The organism is Streptomyces sp. f51, from assembly GCF_037940415.1.
In the GTDB taxonomy this organism is placed as follows: domain Bacteria; phylum Actinomycetota; class Actinomycetes; order Streptomycetales; family Streptomycetaceae; genus Streptomyces.
The window spans coordinates 3558616-3577966 of record NZ_CP149798.1 but is presented as its reverse complement, the minus strand read 5'-3'; the positions used below and the strand labels follow the sequence as shown (position 1 = coordinate 3577966).

General features: G+C 71.9%; 18 protein-coding genes. 10 read left to right on the top strand and 8 right to left on the bottom strand.

Translation table 11 applies throughout. The features are described 5' to 3' along the window. The first annotated feature begins 245 nt into the window (after window positions 1–245). The 8 genes from WJM95_RS15635 to WJM95_RS15600 all read left to right on the top strand — a co-directional run bounded on the left by WJM95_RS15635 (window position 246) and on the right by WJM95_RS15600 (window position 9567). A complete protein-coding gene (locus tag WJM95_RS15635; protein WP_339130346.1) occupies window positions 246–1136 on the top strand; it encodes a DUF2797 domain-containing protein in 891 nt (296 codons plus the stop codon). Window positions 1137–1256: 120 nt separating this feature from the next. Beyond that, the gene (locus WJM95_RS15630; protein ID WP_339130345.1) at window positions 1257–1607 is read left to right on the top strand and encodes an antibiotic biosynthesis monooxygenase; all 351 of its coding nucleotides are present in this window, start codon (window positions 1257–1259) and stop codon (window positions 1605–1607) included. Next, the gene (locus tag WJM95_RS15625) at window positions 1594–2499 is read left to right on the top strand and encodes an amidohydrolase family protein (protein WP_339130344.1); all 906 of its coding nucleotides are present in this window, start codon (window positions 1594–1596) and stop codon (window positions 2497–2499) included. Before WJM95_RS15630 ends, WJM95_RS15625 begins: the two co-directional genes overlap by 14 nt. Window positions 2500–2609: 110 nt before the next feature. Next, window positions 2610–3350, top strand: coding sequence for a response regulator transcription factor (locus WJM95_RS15620; RefSeq protein WP_339130343.1), 741 nt, complete (start codon window positions 2610–2612; stop codon window positions 3348–3350). Continuing rightward, window positions 3347–4993 (top strand): HAMP domain-containing sensor histidine kinase, encoded by a 1647-nt coding sequence (locus WJM95_RS15615; protein WP_339130342.1) that lies wholly within the window; start codon window positions 3347–3349, stop codon window positions 4991–4993. The genes WJM95_RS15620 and WJM95_RS15615 overlap by 4 nt, the downstream gene beginning before the upstream one ends. A gap of 14 nt (window positions 4994–5007) precedes the next feature. Continuing rightward, window positions 5008–6501 (top strand): bifunctional glycosyltransferase family 2/GtrA family protein, encoded by a 1494-nt coding sequence (locus WJM95_RS15610; protein ID WP_339130341.1) that lies wholly within the window; start codon window positions 5008–5010, stop codon window positions 6499–6501. Further along, window positions 6498–8726 carry a glycosyltransferase family 39 protein gene (locus WJM95_RS15605; RefSeq protein ID WP_339130340.1) on the top strand — a complete coding sequence of 743 codons (2229 nt, stop codon included), beginning with the start codon at window positions 6498–6500 and terminating at the stop codon, window positions 8724–8726. The genes WJM95_RS15610 and WJM95_RS15605 overlap by 4 nt, the downstream gene beginning before the upstream one ends. A gap of 223 nt (window positions 8727–8949) precedes the next feature. Continuing rightward, entirely contained in the window at window positions 8950–9567 is a 618-nt protein-coding gene (locus WJM95_RS15600) for a TetR/AcrR family transcriptional regulator (RefSeq protein ID WP_339130339.1), read from the top strand. 25 nt (window positions 9568–9592) lie between these two features. On the opposite strand, the gene WJM95_RS15595 is transcribed toward WJM95_RS15600, so the two are convergent. Continuing rightward, the gene (locus WJM95_RS15595) at window positions 9593–10057 is read right to left on the bottom strand and encodes a PPOX class F420-dependent oxidoreductase (RefSeq protein ID WP_339130338.1); all 465 of its coding nucleotides are present in this window, start codon (window positions 10055–10057) and stop codon (window positions 9593–9595) included. A gap of 154 nt (window positions 10058–10211) precedes the next feature. On the opposite strand from WJM95_RS15595, the gene WJM95_RS15590 reads away from it, so the two are divergent. Then, window positions 10212–10940 carry an ANTAR domain-containing protein gene (locus WJM95_RS15590; RefSeq protein WP_339135588.1) on the top strand — a complete coding sequence of 243 codons (729 nt, stop codon included), beginning with the start codon at window positions 10212–10214 and terminating at the stop codon, window positions 10938–10940. Between the two features lie 7 nt (window positions 10941–10947). On the opposite strand, the gene WJM95_RS15585 is transcribed toward WJM95_RS15590, so the two are convergent. The 3 genes from WJM95_RS15585 to WJM95_RS15575 all read right to left on the bottom strand — a co-directional run bounded on the left by WJM95_RS15585 (window position 10948) and on the right by WJM95_RS15575 (window position 14923). Beyond that, window positions 10948–11769 carry a YceI family protein gene (locus tag WJM95_RS15585; RefSeq protein WP_339130337.1) on the bottom strand — a complete coding sequence of 274 codons (822 nt, stop codon included), beginning with the start codon at window positions 11767–11769 and terminating at the stop codon, window positions 10948–10950. Window positions 11770–11863: 94 nt separating this feature from the next. Then, window positions 11864–14395: an MFS transporter gene (locus tag WJM95_RS15580; protein ID WP_339130336.1), complete on the bottom strand. Its 2532-nt coding sequence runs from the start codon at window positions 14393–14395 to the stop codon at window positions 11864–11866. 21 nt (window positions 14396–14416) lie between these two features. After that, window positions 14417–14923 (bottom strand): MarR family transcriptional regulator, encoded by a 507-nt coding sequence (locus tag WJM95_RS15575; protein WP_339130335.1) that lies wholly within the window; start codon window positions 14921–14923, stop codon window positions 14417–14419. Window positions 14924–15240: 317 nt separating this feature from the next. Here WJM95_RS15575 and WJM95_RS15570 point away from each other — a divergent pair, with 317 nt between their 5' ends. Continuing rightward, window positions 15241–15438, top strand: coding sequence for a hypothetical protein (locus tag WJM95_RS15570; RefSeq protein ID WP_339130334.1), 198 nt, complete (start codon window positions 15241–15243; stop codon window positions 15436–15438). Window positions 15439–15589: 151 nt separating this feature from the next. Here WJM95_RS15570 and WJM95_RS15565 read toward each other — a convergent pair whose 3' ends face one another. The 4 genes from WJM95_RS15565 to WJM95_RS15550 all read right to left on the bottom strand — a co-directional run bounded on the left by WJM95_RS15565 (window position 15590) and on the right by WJM95_RS15550 (window position 19258). Further along, a complete protein-coding gene (locus WJM95_RS15565) occupies window positions 15590–15889 on the bottom strand; it encodes a hypothetical protein (RefSeq protein WP_339130333.1) in 300 nt (99 codons plus the stop codon). A gap of 634 nt (window positions 15890–16523) precedes the next feature. Beyond that, window positions 16524–17420 (bottom strand): RNA polymerase sigma factor SigF, encoded by an 897-nt coding sequence (locus WJM95_RS15560; protein WP_339130332.1) that lies wholly within the window; start codon window positions 17418–17420, stop codon window positions 16524–16526. Window positions 17421–17664: 244 nt separating this feature from the next. Continuing rightward, window positions 17665–18642 (bottom strand): RNA polymerase sigma factor SigF, encoded by a 978-nt coding sequence (locus tag WJM95_RS15555; RefSeq protein WP_339135586.1) that lies wholly within the window; start codon window positions 18640–18642, stop codon window positions 17665–17667. Window positions 18643–18964: 322 nt separating this feature from the next. Beyond that, window positions 18965–19258, bottom strand: coding sequence for a Dabb family protein (locus WJM95_RS15550; RefSeq protein ID WP_339130331.1), 294 nt, complete (start codon window positions 19256–19258; stop codon window positions 18965–18967). Window positions 19259–19351: the final 93 nt, after the last annotated feature.

Sequence of the window (19351 nt, the reverse complement as noted above, 5' to 3'; positions counted from 1 at the left end):
CCCACCTCCGCTCGTAGCCGCCCGCCCCGTCCCGGAACGGCACCCCAGGAACGTGGACCCATCTCTTTGCACGTCACCAGCCCTGGGACGGTTCCACCGCCGCGGTTCCCCGGGGCCGCCCACGCTCTTGGCGTCGCCCCCGGCGGTACGGCCGCACCGGCCCGCGCGTTCAGCCGCGTCGGCCCGGCCCCGGGGCGTTCTCGCCGGTCGGGGTGTCTGTCAGTGGGGTCCTCTACTGTCGTCGGGTGCGGCGGGTGTGGACGTGTTCGGGGTTGCGGTGGTCCGCGGACGGACCCGTGCTCGTGTGGGGCGGGGGGCGGACCAGCCCGCTGGCTCCGGGGCGGCGGGTCGCGTTCGGTGTCGTGGACGGGGGTGCGCGGACCTGCGTCGGGGCGCGTGGGAACGCGTGTCCCGTACGGGCCGCCGTGTCGCCGCGCGGCACGGGCGCGCGCTGCGAGGACTGCGCGCGGCTGGACCGCGCGCACTCCGTGGCCGCCGACACCCTGGCCGACGATCCGCGTCCGTACCGCGTGTATCTGGCCTGGTTCGGGCCCGGCATGGTCAAGGTCGGGATCACGAGGGCCGAGCGGGGACCGGCGCGCCTCATGGAGCAGGGCGCCGTGACGTTCAGCTGGCTGGGGCAGGGGCCGTTGATGGCCGCGCGCCGGACCGAGGAACTGCTGCGGGCCGCGCTCGGGGTGCCGGACCGGATTCCGTACGCCGACAAGCGGGCGGTACGGGCGGCGCTGCCCGGGGCGGGGGAGCGCGTCGCCGAGATCCGCGATCTGCACGCGCGCGCCGGGGAACTCGACGGCTGGCCGGAGTCGCTCCGGCGCGAGCCCTTCGAGCCCGTGGACCACACCGACCTGTTCGGGCTCGCCGGGCTTCTCCCCACGTGGGGGGTCGTGCGCGAACTGGCCGCCGGAGGAGCGGTCACCGGGGAGCTGTGCGCCGCCGCGGGTCCCGATCTCCACCTCCTCACCGGGCGGGGAGTCGTGGTCCTCGACACCCGGCTGATGACGGGCTGGGACCTGACCGGAGCCGGGGACGCGGACCTGGCCGGGGGCTCCGGAGTCACCTTTCCCGTAAGGGAGTCGCCCGCGCCGGACGCGGCCGTGCAGGACGGCCTCTTCTGACGGCCGGCGGGGACCCCAAGGGCGAGCCGCCCGCCATGAAGGTCAAGACTTCGATCCCTTTCGGATCCCGTTCGGAAAGGTGCTGGACGACGGGGGACGCCGGGAAGGAGAGTGACGGACATGAGCGATCACTCCGACGTGCCTGTCGCAGCCCACGAGCCCCCCTACTACGCCGCCGTGTTCACCTCCGTGCGCAGGGAGGAGGACGACGGGTACGGGGAGACCGCCGAACGGATGGAGGAGCTGGTGCAGGGCATCCCCGGCTACCTGGGGATGGATCACGCCCGGAGCCCGGGCGGACTGGCCATCACCGTCGGGTACTTTCGGGACGAGGACGCCATCAAGGAGTGGAGTGCGCACGCCGAGCACCGGTCGGCACAGCGGCGCGGCCGGTCCGACTGGTACGAGCGCTACACCCTGCACATCGCCAGGGTCGAGCGGAGCCACGGGTTCGAACGTGCCGACGGCTGAGCACCGGGACGCGCGGGACGAGTCCCTGGAGGTGCGGGGCTTCTGGGAGGGGCTCGGACTGCCCGGACTCGTGGACGTCCACACGCACTTCATGCCCGAACGGGTCCTGCGCAAGGTGTGGGACTACTTCGACGGACTCGGTGAACTCACCGGAGGCATCGAGTGGCCCATCGCCTACCGCGCGGACGAGGACGAACGCCTGGCGCTGATCCGGGAGTTCGGAGTACGCGCCTTCACGGCGATGCTCTACCCGCACAAGGCCGGCATGGCCGAGTGGCTCAACTCCTGGGCCGTGGACTTCGCCCGCCGCACCCCCGACTGCCTGCACACCTCGACCCTGTTCCCCGAGAAGGGGGTCGAGGGTTACGTGCGCGAGGCGGTGGAGGCGGGCACACGCGTCTTCAAGGCGCACGTACAGGTGGGTGCGTACGACCCGGCGGACGAACTCCTCGACCCCGCCTGGGGGTTGATCGCCGAGGCGGGAATCCCCGTGGTGATCCACTGCGGTTCGGGGCCCTCGCCCGGCAAGTACACCGGCCCGGGACCGGCCGCGGCCGTCCTGCGCCGGCATCCCCGGCTGCGGTTCGTCTTCGCGCACATGGGGATGCCCGAGTACGAGGACTTCCTCGGCCTCGCCGAGCGGTACGAGGAGGTGCGGCTCGACACGACCATGGCGTTCACCGACTTCAGCGAGCGTCTCGCGCCGTACCCGCCGGGACTGCTGCCCCGCCTCGCGGACCTCGGGGACCGGGTGCTCCTCGGCACGGACTTCCCGAACATCCCGTACCCCTACGTCCACCAGCTGCGCGCGCTGGAACGGCTCGGGCTGGGCGACGACTGGCTGCGCGCCGTCTGCTTCGGCAACGGCGCCCGCCTCTTCGGCCTCCGCTGACGCGGGCGGGACGGTACCCAGGAGTTCCCTGAGAGGCGCCTGTGCGTTTCTCAGGGAAATCACAGGTTCACGAAAGGATGCTCTCAGCGGCGCCCACCAAGGTGTCCGCTATGACCACGACCTCGCCCCAGGGGCGCACCGAACTGCTGAGGCCGGACGGGAGCCCCGTCCGGGTGCTTGTGGTGGACGACGAGCTGTCGATCACCGAGCTGCTGTCCATGGCCCTTCGCTACGAGGGCTGGCAGATCCGCAGCGCGGGTGACGGGACCGGCGCGGTGCAGACCGCGCGCGAGTTCCGGCCCGACGCCGTCGTGCTCGACATGATGCTGCCCGACATGGACGGACTGACGGTGCTCGGCCGGCTCCGCCGGGAGCTGCCCGATGTCCCGGTCCTGTTCCTGACGGCGAAGGACGCGGTCGAGGACCGGATCGCGGGTCTCACCGCCGGCGGCGACGACTACGTCACCAAGCCGTTCAGCCTGGAGGAGGTCGTGGCCCGGCTGCGCGGTCTGATCCGGCGTTCCGGCGCGGCCGACCGGCGGTCCGAGTCCGTGCTCGTCGTCGGAGACCTCACCCTGGACGAGGACAGCCACGAGGTGTCGCGCGGCGGGGCCAACATCCACCTCACCGCCACCGAGTTCGAGCTGCTGCGGTTCCTGATGCGCAATCCGCGCCGGGTGCTGAGCAAGGCGCAGATTCTCGACCGTGTGTGGTCGTACGACTTTGGCGGCCAGGCCAATGTGGTCGAGCTCTACATCTCGTATCTGCGCCGCAAGATCGACGCCGGGCGCGAGCCGATGATCCACACCCGGCGTGGGGCCGGATACCTGATCAAGCCCGCCACGTCATGAGCGGACGACGACGGCCGCGAACGCAGAGGAGGCGAGCACGACAGCCGCGGACCCTGCGGTCGCGGCTCGTCGTCTCGGCGGTGGCGCTCATCGCCGTGGTCTGCGCCATGATCGGCACGGTCACGACCATCGCGCTGGACCGGCATCTGTACAAGCAGCTGGAATCGCAGGTCACGGACGCGGGCCGACGGCTCACGGGCCCTCCCGGAAACCTGCGGGGCGCGAACCCGGGCGATGCGAGCCAGGATCCCGGCAAGCCGAACGGTGACGGCGCGCCGGCTTCCCTTCCCGGCTCTTCCGACGAGAACAGGCTCGATGTCTTCGTCACCATGGGCGGGACACAGACGAAGACCATAGCGGCCCAGGTCGGCACGGACGGCGCGGTCGACGAGGCGGTCGTCGCCGCGGAACAGTCCAGCAGCAGCGTCGGCTTCCAGCGGATGAAGCCCGTCGCGCTCAACAACGCCCAGAAGGCCGCGCTCGCCTCCGTCGCCAAGGACGGCGACCCGCACACCACGGACATCCCGAGCCTGGGCGAGTACTACGTCATGTACGTGACCGGTGCTCATGGCAGCTACTACGTCGCCCTGCCCACCGCAGCCGTGAACAACACCGTCAACACCCTCATCCTCGTCGAGGCCAGCATCACCGGCGCCGGACTCGTCGCCGCCTCCATCGCGGGCACCGTGATCGTCGGCCTCGCCCTGCGTCCCCTGCGCAAGGTCGCCGCGACCGCCACCCGGGTCTCCGAACTCCCCCTGCACACCGGCGAGGTCACCCTCTACGAGCGGGTCCCGGAGTCCGAGTCCGATCCGCACACCGAGGTCGGGCAGGTCGGCGCCGCGCTCAACCGCATGCTCGACCACATCCACGGAGCGCTCCACGCACGCCAGCAGAGCGAGATGCGCGTACGGCAGTTCGTCGCCGACGCCAGCCACGAGCTGCGCACCCCGCTGGCCTCCATCCGCGGGTACGCCGAGCTGACCAGACGCGGCCGTGAGGAGACCGGGCCCGACACCCGGCACGCGCTCGGGCGGATCGAGTCCGAGGCCGGCCGGATGACCCTGCTCGTGGAGGACCTGCTGCTGCTCGCCCGGCTCGACGCCGGCAGGCCGCTCCAGCACGAGCAGACCGATCTCGTCCCCCTGGTGATCGACGCCGTCAGCGACGCGCGGGCCGCCGGGCGCACCCACAACTGGCGGCTCGAACTGCCCGAGGAGCCCGCGCTGGTGTCGGCGGACGCCGCACGCCTCCAGCAGGTCATGGTCAACCTCTTCGCCAACGCCCGCACGCACACCCCGCCGGGGACGACCGTCACCGCGCGCGTGCACCGGCACGGGCCGTGGCTGTGCGTGGACGTCCAGGACGACGGCCCGGGCATCCCGCCCGACCTGCTGCCCCGCGTCTTCGAACGGTTCGCGCGCGGAGATTCCTCCCGCTCGCGCGCCTCCGGATCGACCGGTCTCGGGCTCGCCATCGTGCAGGCCGTCGCGGCCGCGCACGAGGGCGCCGTGACCGTGGACAGCGTCCCCGGCAGGACCGTGTTCACCCTGCATCTGCCCGCGATCCACCCCGGAACATCGTGGCAATCGCACTCACAGGCACAGCACAGCGCCACCACATCGGTGCGACAGGGGGCCTGACGAGAGTCGTTCGCATGCGAACCGACTCTTCTCCCGGCAACCTGCCGGCGCGGGAGCACCTCCCGGCCACAGACGCCGGTACGGCTGTCCTGGACGTAGTGATCCCCGTCTACAACGAGGAGAAGGACCTCCAGCCCTGTGTGCTCAGACTGCACGAGCACCTCAAGCGCACGTTCCCGTACGCGTTCCGCATCACGGTGGCGGACAACGCGTCCACGGACACCACCCCCCTGGTGGCGGCGCGGCTGGCGGAGCGGATCCCGGAGGTCAGGTCCTTCCGGCTGGAGCAGAAGGGCCGCGGCCGGGCGCTGCGGACCGTGTGGTCGGCGTCCGACGCCCCGGTCCTGGCGTACATGGACGTGGACCTGTCCACCGACCTGAACGCGCTGCTGCCGCTGGTGGCCCCGCTGATCTCGGGGCACTCGGATCTCGCGATCGGCTCGCGGCTGTCCCGCTCCTCACGGGTGGTGCGGGGCGCCAAGCGGGAGTTCATCAGCCGTACGTACAACCTGATCCTGCGCGGCTCGCTCCAGGCCCGCTTCTCGGACGCGCAGTGCGGCTTCAAGGCGATCCGCGGTGATGTCGCCCAGGAGCTGCTGCCCCTGGTCGAGGACACCGGCTGGTTCTTCGACACCGAGATGCTGGTGCTGGCCGAGCGGGCCGGGCTGCGCATCCACGAGGTCCCCGTCGACTGGGTCGACGACCCCGACTCGACCGTCCACATCGTGAAGACCGCGACGGACGACCTCAAGGGCGTGTGGCGGGTGGGACGAGCCCTCGCGACCGGCTCCCTGTCGCTCGACCGGCTCACCCGGCCCTTCGGGGACGACCCGCGCGACCGCGAACTGACCGACGTACCCAAGGGCCTGGCCCGCCAGCTCGTCGGATTCTGCGTGGTCGGCGGCCTGTCCACCCTCTTCTACCTGCTGCTCTACAGCGGCTTCCGCTCCTTCTCCGGGGCGCAGGTCGCCAACGCGCTCGCGCTGCTCGTGTCGGCCGTCGCCAACACGGCGGCCAACCGCAGGCTCACCTTCGGCGTGCGCGGCCCGGGCGGTGCCGTCCGGCACCAGGCGCAGGGCCTGGTCGTCTTCGGCATCGGCCTCGCCCTGACCAGCGGCTCCCTGGCCGCGCTCGGCGCGGCGACGAGCGATCCCTCGCACTCCACCGAACTGGCGGTGCTCATCGCCGCCAACCTCGCGGCGACCGTGCTGCGCTTCCTGCTCTTCCGGGCCTGGGTCTTCCCCGACCGGCGGGACGGGACGCCGTCGCCGTCCCGTGAGCCGGCCCCGCACCTGCCGGACACGCGGTTCCAGCCGGCGGCGGTACGGCAGAGCGGCGCGGACGCCCATCCGCCGCTGCCGCAGCGCCCGGCCGCGCCCCCGTCCCCCTCCCCGTACGACACGGCCCCCCACCGCGCCGACGACGCCGTGGACCGGGCCCGGCGGGATTCGACCATGCAGTTGCAGGCGGTGCGCCCGCACGACCACGATCCGAGGAACGCGCGATGACGACACAGCCCGACACGAGCACCGGCACCGGCTCCGGCCTTGGACCCGCCTGGGGTCCGGCCGCCTCGGCGCCTCCCCCCGAGCACGCCCCGCCGACCGTCGCCCCCGGGCCCGGTGAACCCGGCCGGCCCTTCCCGTACAGGGTCTGGAGAGGACGGCCCGAGGACCCGCGCTGGGCGCGCCCCGCCTTCCTCGGTCTGCTGCTCGCCACGGCCGTGCTGTACCTGTACGACCTGAGCGCCTCCGGGTACGCCAACTCCTTCTACTCCGCGGCCGTGCAGGCCGGCAGTCAGAGCTGGAAGGCCTTCTTCTTCGGCTCGCTCGACTCGGCCAACGCCATCACCGTCGACAAGCCCCCGGCCTCGCTGTGGCCGATGGCCCTGTCGGTCCGGATCTTCGGCCTCGGCTCCTGGGCGGTCCTCGTCCCCGAGGTGCTGATGGGCGTGGCCACGGTCGGCGTCCTGTACGCGGCCGTGCGCCGCCGGTTCGGCGCCGCGGCGGGTCTGATCGCCGGCGCGGTGCTCGCGCTCACCCCGGTCGCCGCGCTGATGTTCCGGTTCAACAACCCGGACGCGATGCTCGCCCTGCTCATGACCGTCACGGTCTCCTGCGTGCTCCGCGGCCTGGAGGACGGCCGCACGAAGTGGCTCCTGTGGGCGGGCGCGGCGGTCGGTCTCGCCTTCCTCACCAAGACGCTCCAGGCCTTCCTGATCCTGCCGCCGCTGGCCGTGCTGTACACGGTCTGCGCGCCGGTGACCGTGCGCAAGCGGTTCGCGCAGCTCGGCCTCTCGGCGGCCGCCATGGTGGTCGCCGGCGGCTGGTGGGTCGCGATCGTCGAACTGTGGCCCGCCTCCTCCCGTCCGTACATCGGCGGTTCCCAGAACAACTCGTTCCTGGAGCTGACCTTCGGCTACAACGGCCTCGGCCGCATCAACGGCGACGAGACCGGCAGCGTCGGCGGCGGTGGCGGCGCCGGCGGCACCGGGATGTGGGGCGAGACCGGCTGGAACCGGATGTTCAACTCCGAGATCGGCGGCCAGATCTCCTGGCTGCTCCCGGCGGCCCTGATCCTGCTGGTGGGCGGCCTCGTCCTGACCCGCGGGGCGAAGCGGACGGACCTGACCCGGGCCTCGTTCCTCGCCTGGGGCGGCGCGCTGCTGACGACCGCGCTGGTCTTCAGCTACATGGCCGGCATCTTCCACCAGTACTACACGGTGGCCCTGGCCCCCTACATCGCCGCCGTGGTCGGCATGGGCGCGACGGTGCTGTGGGAGGAGCGGGGCAAGGTGTGGGCGTCGCTCACCCTCGCCGGAGCGGTCACGGCCACCGCCGCCTGGGGATATGTGCTCCTCAACCGCACCCCCGACTATCTGCCGTGGCTCAAGTGGCTGGTCCTGCTGGGCGGTTCGACCTCCGCGCTCGGTCTGGTCTTCGCGGCCCGGCTGGGCCGGCGGCTCGCCCTCGCGGCGGCCGGGCTCGGCCTCGCGGCCGCGCTCGCGGGCCCGACGGCGTACACGCTCTCCACGGTGGACACCGGGCACACCGGCTCCATCGTGACGGCGGGTCCGGCCGGGGCGAGCATGATGGGCGGCCGGGGCGGCTTCCCCGGTGGCGGCACGCGGGGCGGCTTCCCCGGTGGCGGCCAGAGCCAGCGGAACGGCACCGGCGGAATGCCGAACGCTCCGCAGGGCGGCGGCACTTTCCAGCCCCCGGCGGGCGGCACCGGTGGCCTCCCCGGCCGGAACCAGGGCAACGGCGCCGCCCAGGGCGGGAACCAGCAGGGCGGCATGCCCGGCGGCGGCACGGGTGAGGGCGGGATGCCCGGCGGCGGCGCGGGAGGACTGCTGAACGGCGCGTCCGTCGGCTCCGCGGCCAAGGCGCTGCTGTCGAAGAACGCGGGGGACTACACCTGGGCGGCCGCCGCGGTCGGTTCCCAGAACTCCGCCAGCTACCAACTGGCCACCGGCGAGCCGGTCATGGCGATCGGCGGCTTCAACGGCACCGACCCGTCGCCGACCCTGGCCCAGTTCAAGAAGTACGTGACGGACGGAAGGATCCACTACTTCATCTCGGGCGGCGGCATGGGCGGCGGCATGGGCGGCGGGACCTCGGGCACCGCCTCCACCTCCTCGCAGATCAGCTCGTGGGTCACGGCCAACTTCAAGAAGGTGACGGTGGGTTCGGCCACCTTCTACGACCTGACGCAGCCGAAGAGCGGCAGCTGACCGCACGGCCCGGCGGGGGCCCGGCGGGCGGAGGGTGACGGTGGCCCGGAGCGAACTCGCTCCGGGCCACCGCTCTTTCGTGCGAGGGCCGGGTTTCGGCCGGAGTGAGGGTCATGTCCCTGAAGTGCCCGCTTAGCATCATCGAGGAGGGTGGTCCGGGAAGTTCCGGTGGTCCGGGAGGTTCCGGCCCGCGACGCGGTTCGGGTTCCTAGGAAGGTGCGCCATGGTGAGGGCAGCCGACGGGGCGGGACGACCGGCGCGGACCAGTGTCTGGCTGGAGGGCAGGGCTCCCCGCGGGAGGGCCGTCCGGCACGGCGGCCAGCCGTCCGGGCTCGACCGGGAGCGGATCACCGCGACCACGGTGCGGCTCCTCGACGCGGAGGGGCCGGCGAAGTTCTCCATGCGACGGCTGGCCGCCGAACTGAATGTCACGGCCATGTCCGTGTACTGGTACGTCGACACCAAGGACGATCTGCTGGAGCTCGCGCTCGACGCCGTGTTCGGTGAGCTGGAGTTGCCGGACGCCACCTCGCCGGAGGGCTGGCGCGATCAGCTGCGGGCGCTGGCCCTCGGATACCGGGAGCTGCCGGAGCGCCACCCCTGGGTCTCGGCGCTGATCGCCAACTACCTGAACATCGGGCCGTGTTCCACCGCGTTCTCGGCCTGCGCGCAGCTCGTGATCTCGAACACCGGGATGCCGGTGGAGGCGCGGCCCGGGGCGACGGCGGCGGTTCTCCAGTTCCTGTACGGGTCCGGGACGGTCGGGAGCCGGGAGCGGGACTTCGCGTCCGGGCTCGAACTGCTGATCGCGGGGATCGAGGTCATGGTGTCCCGCGGCTGAGCCCCCGGCGGCCCGGGAGCGCGTCCTACGGAGCCAGGTGGGCCGGGAAGCCGCCGGTGGCCACCGGGCCCCAGCGGACGGGGGTGACGCGGATGATCGACTTGCCCTGCTTGCGCATGGCCGCGCGGTACTCGTCCCAGTCCGGGTGCTCACCCGCGATGTTCCGGTAGTACTCGACCAGGGGCTCGACGGAGTCCGGGGAGTCGATCACCTCGGCGGTGCCGTCGATCTGGACCCAGGGCCCGTTCCACTCGTCGCTGAGGACGACCAGGCTCACCCGCTCGTCCCGCTTGGCGTTGCGGGTCTTGGCCCGCTCGGGGTACGTCGAGACGACGACGCGGCCCGAGTCGTCGACACCACAGGTCAGCGGGGAGCCCTGGGGTCCGCCGTCGGCGCGGCGGGTCAGCAGGATCGCCCGGTGGCGGGGACGGACGAAGTCCAGCAACTCGTCCAGGGAGACGGAGGTGTTCGTCGCGATGTGGGGTGCCATGCGATCAGCGTAGGCCGCGTGCGGGCCGATCGCCCGCGGGCTGCGCCGACGGGCGGCACCGCGGCTCATCGGAGCGGCTAAAGTGCTCTTCGTCCTGTGCTCGCAGTCGGGAATGTGCTGCGGAGCTCTCCTGCGCATGGCCGTGTGGCCGTGCATGCCGAAGAGGTTCGTGGTGGCTGCGTCTGAGTTTTCCGAATTGTCCCGTTCCGATACGGGTTTTGAGCTGGCCGAAGGCCTCACGGCCGCGGCCCAGCAGCTGCACGAGACAACGACTCCCCACGCCACCCTGCGCACGGCCGTCGGGCTGGCCGTGCGCATCCTCCCGGGCGTCGAGTACGCCGGGATCTCCGTCATCGAACCGAAGGCCCACCGGCAGACACTGGCCTGGACGGACGAGGTCGTCCGCTCCGCCGACGCGCTGAACGCGGGCCGCGAGCACCACCCGTACTGGAGCAGGCTGTGGACGGCTCCGGTCGCCCGGATCGAGGACAGCGCCGCGGCGGACGGGGCCGGGGACCGCGCGCTGTCGGGCCTCGGCCTGCGGTCGGTGCTGTCGCTGCGGCTGCGGGCCGACCGGCGCCGGCTGACCGTCCTGACGGCGTACGCGCGGGCGCCCCGCGCCTTCGACGAGTCGGCCACCCGGATAGGGCGGCTGTTCACCGCGCACGTCGGCATCGCGCTGGACTCGGCGACCCAGCGCGAGCAGCTCACCGAGGCGATGCGCACCCGCGATCTGATCGGCCAGGCCACGGGCATCCTCATGGAGCGGCTCGACATCGACGCGTCCGAGGCGTTCGCCAGCCTCGTACGCACCTCCCAGCGGGAGAACGTCAAGCTCCGTGACCTGGCCCGACGGATCGTCGACGCCGGCGAGGGCGAGTGAGCCCGGCTCAGACGGCCGGCAGGGACTCCCCCTGCACCGCCTGGACGTCCAGCTCCACCCTCAGGGTCGTGCCGATCGCGGAGATGCCCGCCTGGACGATCTGGTTGTAGTGCAGGGCGAAGTCCTCGCGGTGCAGCTCGGCACTCGCCCGGAACGCGGCGCGGGTGCCGCCCCAGGGGTCGGCGCCGGTGCCGAGGTAGGCGAGGTCGAGGTCGACGGGCCGTACGACACCGTGCAGGGTGAGTTCGCCGTGCACGGTCCAGCGGTCGGAGCCGGCCGGGGTCAGGCCCGTCGAACGGTAGGTGATCAGCGGGTACTTCTCGGCGTCGAGGAAGTCCGCCGACCTCAGGTGCCCGTCGCGCATGCCGTTGCCGGTGTCGATGGAGGCGGCCGTGATCGTCGCCTCGACCCGGGAGGCGGTCACGTCGCCGGGGGCGATCTCGATGCGTCCGGTGAACTCCGTGAAGCGGCCGTGCACGCTGGAGATCCCCAGGTGCTGGGCGACCGTGCCGACCGAGGAGTGCGCCGGGTCGATGGTCCACGGTCCCGGCGGGGGCAGCTCGGTGCCGCCACGGCGGGCCAGTGTCACCTCGCCGACCTCGGCCCGGCCGGCCGCCGTGACGATGGCGCCGGAGGCGGCGGGCGCGTATCCGAGCGCGGTCACGATCACCGTGTAGGCGCCCGGCGCGAGGCTCGTGGTGTCGTGCACGGCCCCGTCGGTGTCCGCCTCGGCCCGCAGCACCTGCGCGCCGGCCGAGTCGGTCACCGTGACGATCGCGTGCGACACGGCCCATCCGTCCCGTGTGCGGATCTTCGCGGTCAAGCCCATGGCAGTAACTCCTTGCGGTGTACCAATGAAAACCGGCCCGTGGGGGGCGCACCTCCGCTCAGAGTGCGCGCATCCCCACGGGCCGGGGCTCGGACTACTCGCCGGGGTGGGCGAGTTCGATGTCGTGGGCGTCCACTCCACGGCCGCCGACGGTCAGCGCGGTCGCCACCGGCGGGTAGCCCGCCGCGATGACGGTGTACTCGCCGCCGTCCAGGTCGGTGAAGGCGTACGCCCCGTCGCCGCCGGTCCTGGCCGTGCCGACCACGTTCCCGGCCGCGTCCACCAGCGTCACGCGGGCGTCCGACAGGGGGCCGTGCGGCGCCCGGACGACACCCAGGACCTGGGCGCCGGCTTCCAGGTCGACCTCGACCCGGGTGACCCCGGTGCCGCCGACCTCGACGGGCAGCGCCCGCGGCCGGTGGCCCGCGGCGTTCACCGCGACCGTCACGACACCGGGCACCAGCTCGGCGAAGGCGAACTCGCCGTGTTCACCGGTGGTTCCGGTGGCCAGCACATCCCCGCGGACGTCGGTCACGACGACCATCGCGTCCTTGACGGGGGAGGCGCTCTCGGCGGCCCGGACGACACCGCCGAGCCCGCTGGTGCCGCTCAGCAGGATGTCGTACGCGAGCGGCTCCCCGGTCACGACGATCGTCGAGGCCTGCGGCTGGTAGCCGTCGGCGGAGGCGATCAGGACGTAGGAGCCCACACCGGGCGCGTCCACCGCGTAGGAGCCGTCGGCCTGGGCGACCGAGCGGCCGAGCTGGCGTCCCTCGGGCGAGATCAGCGTGACCGCGGCCTGCGGCACGGGCGCGCTCTCGGCGCCGCGGACCTGGCCGTGCACGGCGATGCCGCCGGAGCCGGGCCGCGGGTCGTCCTCACGCGTCGCGGTGGCGACGGCGCCGAGCCGCTGCGTGCCCTCGGGCGCGGTCCCGGAGACGGCTTCGGTGGTGGTGACGGCCGGGGCGAGGGCGGCGGTGGCCGCGGCCTCGACGGCCTCGGCGACGGGTGCCTCGGCGACCGGCTCGCCGGACTTCTCCGCGGCGGCCTGGGCCATCGCGCCGGACGTCCGCAGCGGGACCTCCTTGATGAACAGCACGATGAGGAAGGCGACCAGCGCCATGCCGGAGGCGATCAGGAAGACGTCCGCGATGCCGTGGCCGTACGCGCTCTCCATGACGGTGCGCAGCGGCGCGGGCAGCTTGTTCATGTCCGGGATGGAGCTGGAGTCCGAACCGGAGGCGAGGCCCGCGTACTTGGGACCGAGGTGGGTCAGACCGTCCTTGGCGTAGTCGGTGATCCGGGTGGCCATGATCGCGCCGAGCGCGGAGACGCCGACCGCACCGCCGAGGGAGCGGAAGAACGTCACCGTGGAGCTGGCCGAGCCCAGGTCGGCCGGTGCCACCTGGTTCTGCGTGGACAGCACCAGGTTCTGCATCATCATGCCGACGCCCAGACCCAGCAGCGCCATGAAGATCGCGATGTGCCAGTAGGCGGTGTCGTAGCGGATCGTGCCCAGCAGGCCGAGACCCGCGGTGACCAGGAAGCCGCCGGAGACCAGCCAGTACTTCCACCGTCCGGTCTTGGTGATGACCTGGCCGGAGACCGTGGAGGAGATGAACAGGCCGCCGATCATCGGGATCGTCATGACACCGGACATCGTCGGGGACTTGTCCCGCGCCAGCTGGAAGTACTGGCTGAAGAACACGGTGCCGGTGAACATCGCGACACCCACGAAGAGCGAGGCGAGGGAGGAGAGGGTGATGGTCCGGTTGCGGAACAGCCGCAGCGGGATGATCGGCTCGCTCGCCCGGGACTCGACCAGCACGAACAGCAGGCCGAGGACGATCGCGCCGCCGACCATCGCGCCCGTCTGCCACGAGATCCAGTCGTACTTGTCACCGGCGAAGGTGACCCAGACCAGCAGCAGCGAGACCGCGGCGGAGATGAAGAACGCGCCGGCCCAGTCGACCTTCACGTCCCGCTTCACGACGGGCAGGTGCAGGGTCTTCTGGAGCACGATCAGCGCGATGACCGCGAACGGCACACCGACGTAGAAGCACCAGCGCCAGCCGAGCCAGCTGGTGTCGGTGATGACACCGCCGAGCAGCGGGCCGCCGACGGTCGCGACGGCGAACGTCGCGCCCAGGTAGCCGGAGTAGCGTCCGCGCTCGCGTGGGGAGATCATCGCGGCCATCACGATCTGCGCGAGGGCGGACAGACCGCCGACGCCGATGCCCTGCACGACACGGCAGGCGATGAGCATGCCGGGGTTCTGGGACAGACCGGCGGCGGCCGAGCCCAGCACGTAGATGATCAGCGCTATCTGGACGAGCGCCTTCTTGCTGTACAGGTCGGAGAGCTTGCCCCACAGGGGGGTGGTCGCCGTCATGGCGAGCAGCGAGGCGGTGACGACCCAGGTGTAGGCGGACTGGCCGCCGCCCAGGTCGCCGATGATGCGGGGGAGGGCGTTGGTGACGATCGTCGACGACAGGATCGCGACGAACATTCCGAGCAGCAGCCCGGAGAGCGCCTCCATGATCTGCCGGTGCGTCATCGGAGCGCCGTCGGCGCCTCCGTGCTTGGCGTGAGAGCCCCGCACACCGGCTGGTGTGGTCGTTGCCATGGGGTTCCTTTTCTTACGTGTCTACGCGGGTGTACGGGTGGTCGGTTCTGTTGCGTCTGTCGCGTACGGGGGAGGGTGGGCGGGCGTCCGCTGCGGAGACCGGCAGTCGCCGAAGCTCTCGCGCAGCCGGCCCATCAGCTCGATGAGCAGTCCGACCTCGTCGTCGGACCAGTGGCTCAGCCGGTCGGAGAGCAGCCGCGACGTACGCAGGGACAGCTCGTCGAGCTGCGCGTGCCCCGCCCCGGTGAGGCGCAGGATGCGCGAGCGCCTGTCGGCCGGGTCGGGGGACCGTTCGATCCAGCCCCGCTCGGCGACATGCGCGACATGGCGGCTGGTCACCGACATGTCCACGGAGAGCAGCTCCGCGAGCCTGCTCATCCGCATCGGGCCGTACCGGCCGAGCAGGGTGAGAACGGCGGCGGAGCCCGCGGGGCACTCGGGCGGCAGGATCCGGCCCATGCCCCGCTTGACGGCACCGATGGCGCTGAGCTGACGAGCCAGTTCCTCGTACTGGGCCTGCCCGGCCATCGCACCCCCTCTATTCGTTGCTTAGGGCAACCATAAAGAAGTTGGTTGCCGCAGGCAAACGAGTTCGGGGCTTCAGGGATAAAAAGTTGGTAAAGGCAAGTGTTGGCGATCGGGAACGTGCAGGCGGGAGTGGTGGACGGGGCGGGCGGCGCGCAGCGGTGCGGGCGGTCGGGGGCGGCGGACGGGTGACGAACGGGGACGAGGTGGTGCGGGGTGGTGTGCGTCCTGGTCGTGGGCGGTGTGGGGACCCGTCACGATCGGTGTGAAGGGGAACCCGGCACTTGGGCAGCTCCCGCGTATTCGCTAGGGTCCGGCCTATGGCAAACACCCAGGGACCCGAGGGCAACTACGACCCCGCGGGCAGCACTCAGATGTTCCGTGCGTTCGTCGACGAGGCCCCCCAGGGCCGGCAGCAGCAGGCGGCCGCTCCCGCGGGCCCCCGCGTGGGTCTGATCGTCGGCGTCGTCCTCGCCGTCGCGGTCGTCGCCGCGGTGGCCTATCTCGCCTTCATGTGATCGGCCGGGACCGTGCGGCCGGATCACCGGCCGGGCGGGACCGGTGACGAGCACGCGGGCGTGACCCGGGTGACGAGCGGGGCGGGGTGACCCGCCGGGGCCTGGGCCGAAGGGCGTCAGTTCCCCAGCGACGACAGGGCCGCCACGCCCCCTACTTCCACCCGACGGACACGTCCCGCGTCTCGATGTGCATGCCCAGCGGCACGCGCCAGGCGTCGACGCACACCGTCCAGGTGCCGCTCCTTGTCGCGCCCGCGGCGATCGGCGCCGGCAGGGCCGCGGCCGACCGGATCGTCGCCCAGTCGATCCCGAGCGAGCCGATGATGTGGGTCCCGAACGTCACTGTGCCCGAACGCGCCGCCGTGCCGCCGGTGTTGGCGAAGGAGACGGTCACCTTCTCGCACCACCGCCGGTCGGTGGCCGCGCGCGAGGTGGACTTCACGGCGAGCACGGCCGGACCGGCGCTCGCCGTCGGGGCGGGTGCTGTCGGTGTCGAGGAACCTCCCGGGCTCCCGCCCGAACCGCCACCCGAACTTCCGCCCGAACTCCCTCCCGTACGGCCGGAGTCGCCGCCGGAGGACGAACCGGACGACGAGCCGGAAGCCGAGCCGGAAGCCGAACCGGGCGAGGTTCCGGAGGGCGAGGACTGCCCGCCGTCGGAGCCGATTCCCGCTCCTCCCGCGCCAGTTGACCGGGAGCCGCCCGCCTCGTCACCCGTGCCCGCCGAACCGATGGGGCCGTCGCCCGATGATCCGCCCCGGCCCGCGGATGATGCCCCGGTCCCTGAACCGGCCGTGTTCCCAGGGGTGTTGGAGCCGCTCCCGGCCCTACCGTCCAGCGGCACCAGGGACACCTCGCCCGAAGGCGCCACCGCCCGGGGAGAGTTGTCCGCGGCGCCGACGGCCGCATGGCCGTCGCCTCCGCCGCTCCCGCACCCGGCCAGGACCCCGCCCAGACAGAACACGGCCGCCGAGGCGCCCAGCAGGGCACCTCGGCGACGGCCTGTCGGCTCGTGACGCATCGGCTCGTGACGCATCGCGCCAGTGTGGCTGACGACCCGTCAATTAAGAACCCACGTGCGGGGATCAGTCGGAGATGAGCCCCTCGCGCAGCTGCGCGAGCGTGCGGGTGAGCAGGCGGGAGACGTGCATCTGCGAGATCCCCACCTCCTCGCCGATCTGGGACTGGGTCATGTTCGCGAAGAAGCGGAGCATGATGATGCGGCGCTCGCGGGGCGGCAGCTTGGCGAGCAGGGGCTTGAGCGACTCGCGGTACTCCACGCCCTCCAGCGCGGTGTCCTCGTAGCCCAGACGGTCCGCGAGGGAGCCCTCGCCGCCGTCGTCCTCGGGGGCCGGCGAGTCCAGCGACGAGGCCGTGTACGCGTTGCCGACGGCGAGACCGTCGACCACGTCCTCCTCGGACACCCCGAGAGCCGTGGCGAGTTCGGCGACCGTCGGCGAGCGGTCGAGCCGCTGCGACAGCTCGTCGCTGGCCTTGGTGAGGGCCAGGCGCAGCTCCTGGAGGCGGCGCGGGACGCGGACGGACCAGGACGTGTCCCGGAAGAACCGCTTGATCTCGCCGACGACCGTCGGCATCGCGAAGGTCGGGAACTCGACACCGCGTTCGCAGTCGAACCGGTCGATCGCCTTGATCAGGCCGATGGTGCCGACCTGGACGATGTCCTCCATCGGCTCGTTGCGGGAGCGGAAGCGGGCCGCGGCGTACCGGACGAGCGGGAGGTTGAGCTCGATGAGGGTGTCCCGGACGTAGGCGCGCTCCGGGCTGTTCTCGGCGAGTGCGGCGAGCCGCAGGAAGAGGGAGCGGGACAGGGTCCGGGTGTCGATGGCGCCCGAGGACTCGGGGACCAGAACGGGTTCCGGGGCCTCGGCGGCAGGGACATCGTGAAGCGCGGCGTGCGCCTCGGGCACTGCGTCGCTCTTCGTGAGCGTGAGCACCTTCGAGCTGCCCTGATCTGCGGACATGCCACCCCCTTTGGGTCGCGGACGGTCGCGGCAGTCGCTCCCGTCGGAGGAACGCAGCCTCCACCTGAATACCGGAGGCGAGGCCGCGGCAAACGCGCTCCGGGAAGAATGTCACATGTCGGCAACACGCTGTAGAGACTTGTCGACATGTAGAGGGTGGATCGGCCCTGGAAAAAGGGGGTCTGACGGATTTTCAGCGCTGAACTGACGTAAAAATCGACCTTGAGCGATTCGCTCTTTTCGGTTACGCCTCGATCCTGTTTGCGGATCGAAGACGCGCGAAGCTCCGGGCGAGGAGCCTTGACACGTGCATCTGGGAAACGCCCAGTTCCGCGCTGATCTGTGACTGGGTGAGGTTGCTGTAGTAGCGGAGCAGCAGGATCCGCTGCTCGCGTTCGGGCAGCTGTACGAGCAGATGCCGTACGAGGTCGCGGTGTTCGACCCCGTCGAGCGCGGGGTCCTCGTAGCCGAGCCGGTCGAGGAGCCCCGGCAGCCCGTCGCCCTCCTGGGCCGCTTCGAGGGAGGTCGCGTGGTACGACCGCCCCGCCTCGATGCAGGAGAGCACCTCCTCCTCGGTGATGCGCAGCCGTTCGGCGATCTCCGCGGTGGTGGGCGAGCGTCCGAAGGCGGTCGTCAGGTCCTCGGTCGCGCTGTTCACCTGCACCCACAGCTCGTGCAGCCGGCGCGGCACGTGCACGGTGCGAACGTTGTCACGGAAGTACCGCTTGATCTCGCCGACGACCGTCGGCATCGCGAAGGTCGGGAACTGCACGCCCCGGTCCGGGTCGAAGCGGTCGATGGCGTTGATCAGGCCGATGGTGCCGACCTGGACCACGTCCTCCATCGGCTCGTTGCGGGAGCGGAAGCGGGCCGCCGCGTACCGCACGAGCGGCAGGTTGGCCTCGATGAGGGCGCCGCGGACCCGGTTGTGCTCGGGGGTGCCCGGGTCCAGCACCTTGAGCTCGCCGAAGAGCACCTGGGTGAGGGCGCGGGTGTCCGCGCCGCGGCGCCGCTCGGGAGCGACCTCCTGGACCGGTGCGGGGCCGGACGCGGGGTCGGGGGTGACGGCGGTGGTGACGGCGGTGGCGGTGGCGGGGCCCTGGGCGGGCGCGGGCGGGAGGGGGGCCGTGGGGCCCGGGCCCGGCGCGGGGGCGGGCGGAAGCGGGGGCGTGGGGGCCGCCGCGGGGCCGGACGGCGGGTTCGGTGCCGTGGTCTGCGTCAGGGGGCGGGCCGGGGACGGCGGCGGGGCGGACGGGAGGGCCGTCGCCCTGGCCTTGGCCGGGGCTTCCTCCTGGGGCGGCGCAGTACTGGCCGACACGGTCAACGCCACCTCTTCGTTCGTCAACGACCCGTCAACATATCCGTCAATTCATCCCTCAAAAGCGGTCATAGCATCACAAGACATGTGCACTGTGTGCAAGCACCCCATAACGCCGTGTTGGGGGTGGGGCGGGAGGTGAGCCGAGGTGGATCGGGGTCCAGGACGTCGAAAACCCCTGACCGGTTGTGGTCAAGGGCTCGGTAAGAGTGTGCGATCGAAACGGTCAGAACGGATAGTCGGCGATCACCCAGGTGGCGAACTCGCGCCAGAGAGCGACACCCGCCACATGGGCCGGGTGCTCCAGGTAAGCCTTGAGGGCGTCGGCGTCCTCGACGGCGGAGTTGATCGCGAAGTCGTACGCGATGGGCCGGTCGCTGATGTTCCACGCGCACTCCCAGAACCGCAGCTCGGGGATCAGGCCGCCGAGCGCGCGGAAGGCGGCGACGCCCTCGGCGACCCGGGGTTCGTCGCGCGTGACACCCTCGTTGAGCTTGAAGAGGACCAGATGGCGGATCACGGGTGCTCCCTGATGGTGAGGTGGTTCTTCGCGGGGCCGCGGTCTCGCCCGGCCGTGCCCCGCCGCGTCGGGCGGCCGGTCCGGCGCCGGGCG

What these genes read in the sequence shown, in the direction of transcription:
- WJM95_RS15630 (WP_339130345.1), top strand. Translation starts at nt 1,257, where the DNA reads ATGAGCGATCACTCCGACGTGCCTGTCGCAGCCCACGAGCCCCCCTAC.
- WJM95_RS15620 (WP_339130343.1), top strand. Translation starts at nt 2,610, where the DNA reads ATGACCACGACCTCGCCCCAGGGGCGCACCGAACTGCTGAGGCCGGAC.
- WJM95_RS15615 (WP_339130342.1), top strand. Translation starts at nt 3,347, where the DNA reads ATGAGCGGACGACGACGGCCGCGAACGCAGAGGAGGCGAGCACGACAG.
- WJM95_RS15610 (WP_339130341.1), top strand. Translation starts at nt 5,008, where the DNA reads ATGCGAACCGACTCTTCTCCCGGCAACCTGCCGGCGCGGGAGCACCTC.
- WJM95_RS15605 (WP_339130340.1), top strand. Translation starts at nt 6,498, where the DNA reads ATGACGACACAGCCCGACACGAGCACCGGCACCGGCTCCGGCCTTGGA.
- WJM95_RS15600 (WP_339130339.1), top strand. Translation starts at nt 8,950, where the DNA reads ATGGTGAGGGCAGCCGACGGGGCGGGACGACCGGCGCGGACCAGTGTC.
- WJM95_RS15595 (WP_339130338.1), bottom strand. Translation starts at nt 10,057, where the DNA reads ATGGCACCCCACATCGCGACGAACACCTCCGTCTCCCTGGACGAGTTG.
- WJM95_RS15590 (WP_339135588.1), top strand. Translation starts at nt 10,212, where the DNA reads ATGCCGAAGAGGTTCGTGGTGGCTGCGTCTGAGTTTTCCGAATTGTCC.
- WJM95_RS15585 (WP_339130337.1), bottom strand. Translation starts at nt 11,769, where the DNA reads ATGGGCTTGACCGCGAAGATCCGCACACGGGACGGATGGGCCGTGTCG.
- WJM95_RS15580 (WP_339130336.1), bottom strand. Translation starts at nt 14,395, where the DNA reads ATGGCAACGACCACACCAGCCGGTGTGCGGGGCTCTCACGCCAAGCAC.
- WJM95_RS15575 (WP_339130335.1), bottom strand. Translation starts at nt 14,923, where the DNA reads ATGGCCGGGCAGGCCCAGTACGAGGAACTGGCTCGTCAGCTCAGCGCC.
- WJM95_RS15570 (WP_339130334.1), top strand. Translation starts at nt 15,241, where the DNA reads ATGGCAAACACCCAGGGACCCGAGGGCAACTACGACCCCGCGGGCAGC.
- WJM95_RS15560 (WP_339130332.1), bottom strand. Translation starts at nt 17,420, where the DNA reads ATGTCCGCAGATCAGGGCAGCTCGAAGGTGCTCACGCTCACGAAGAGC.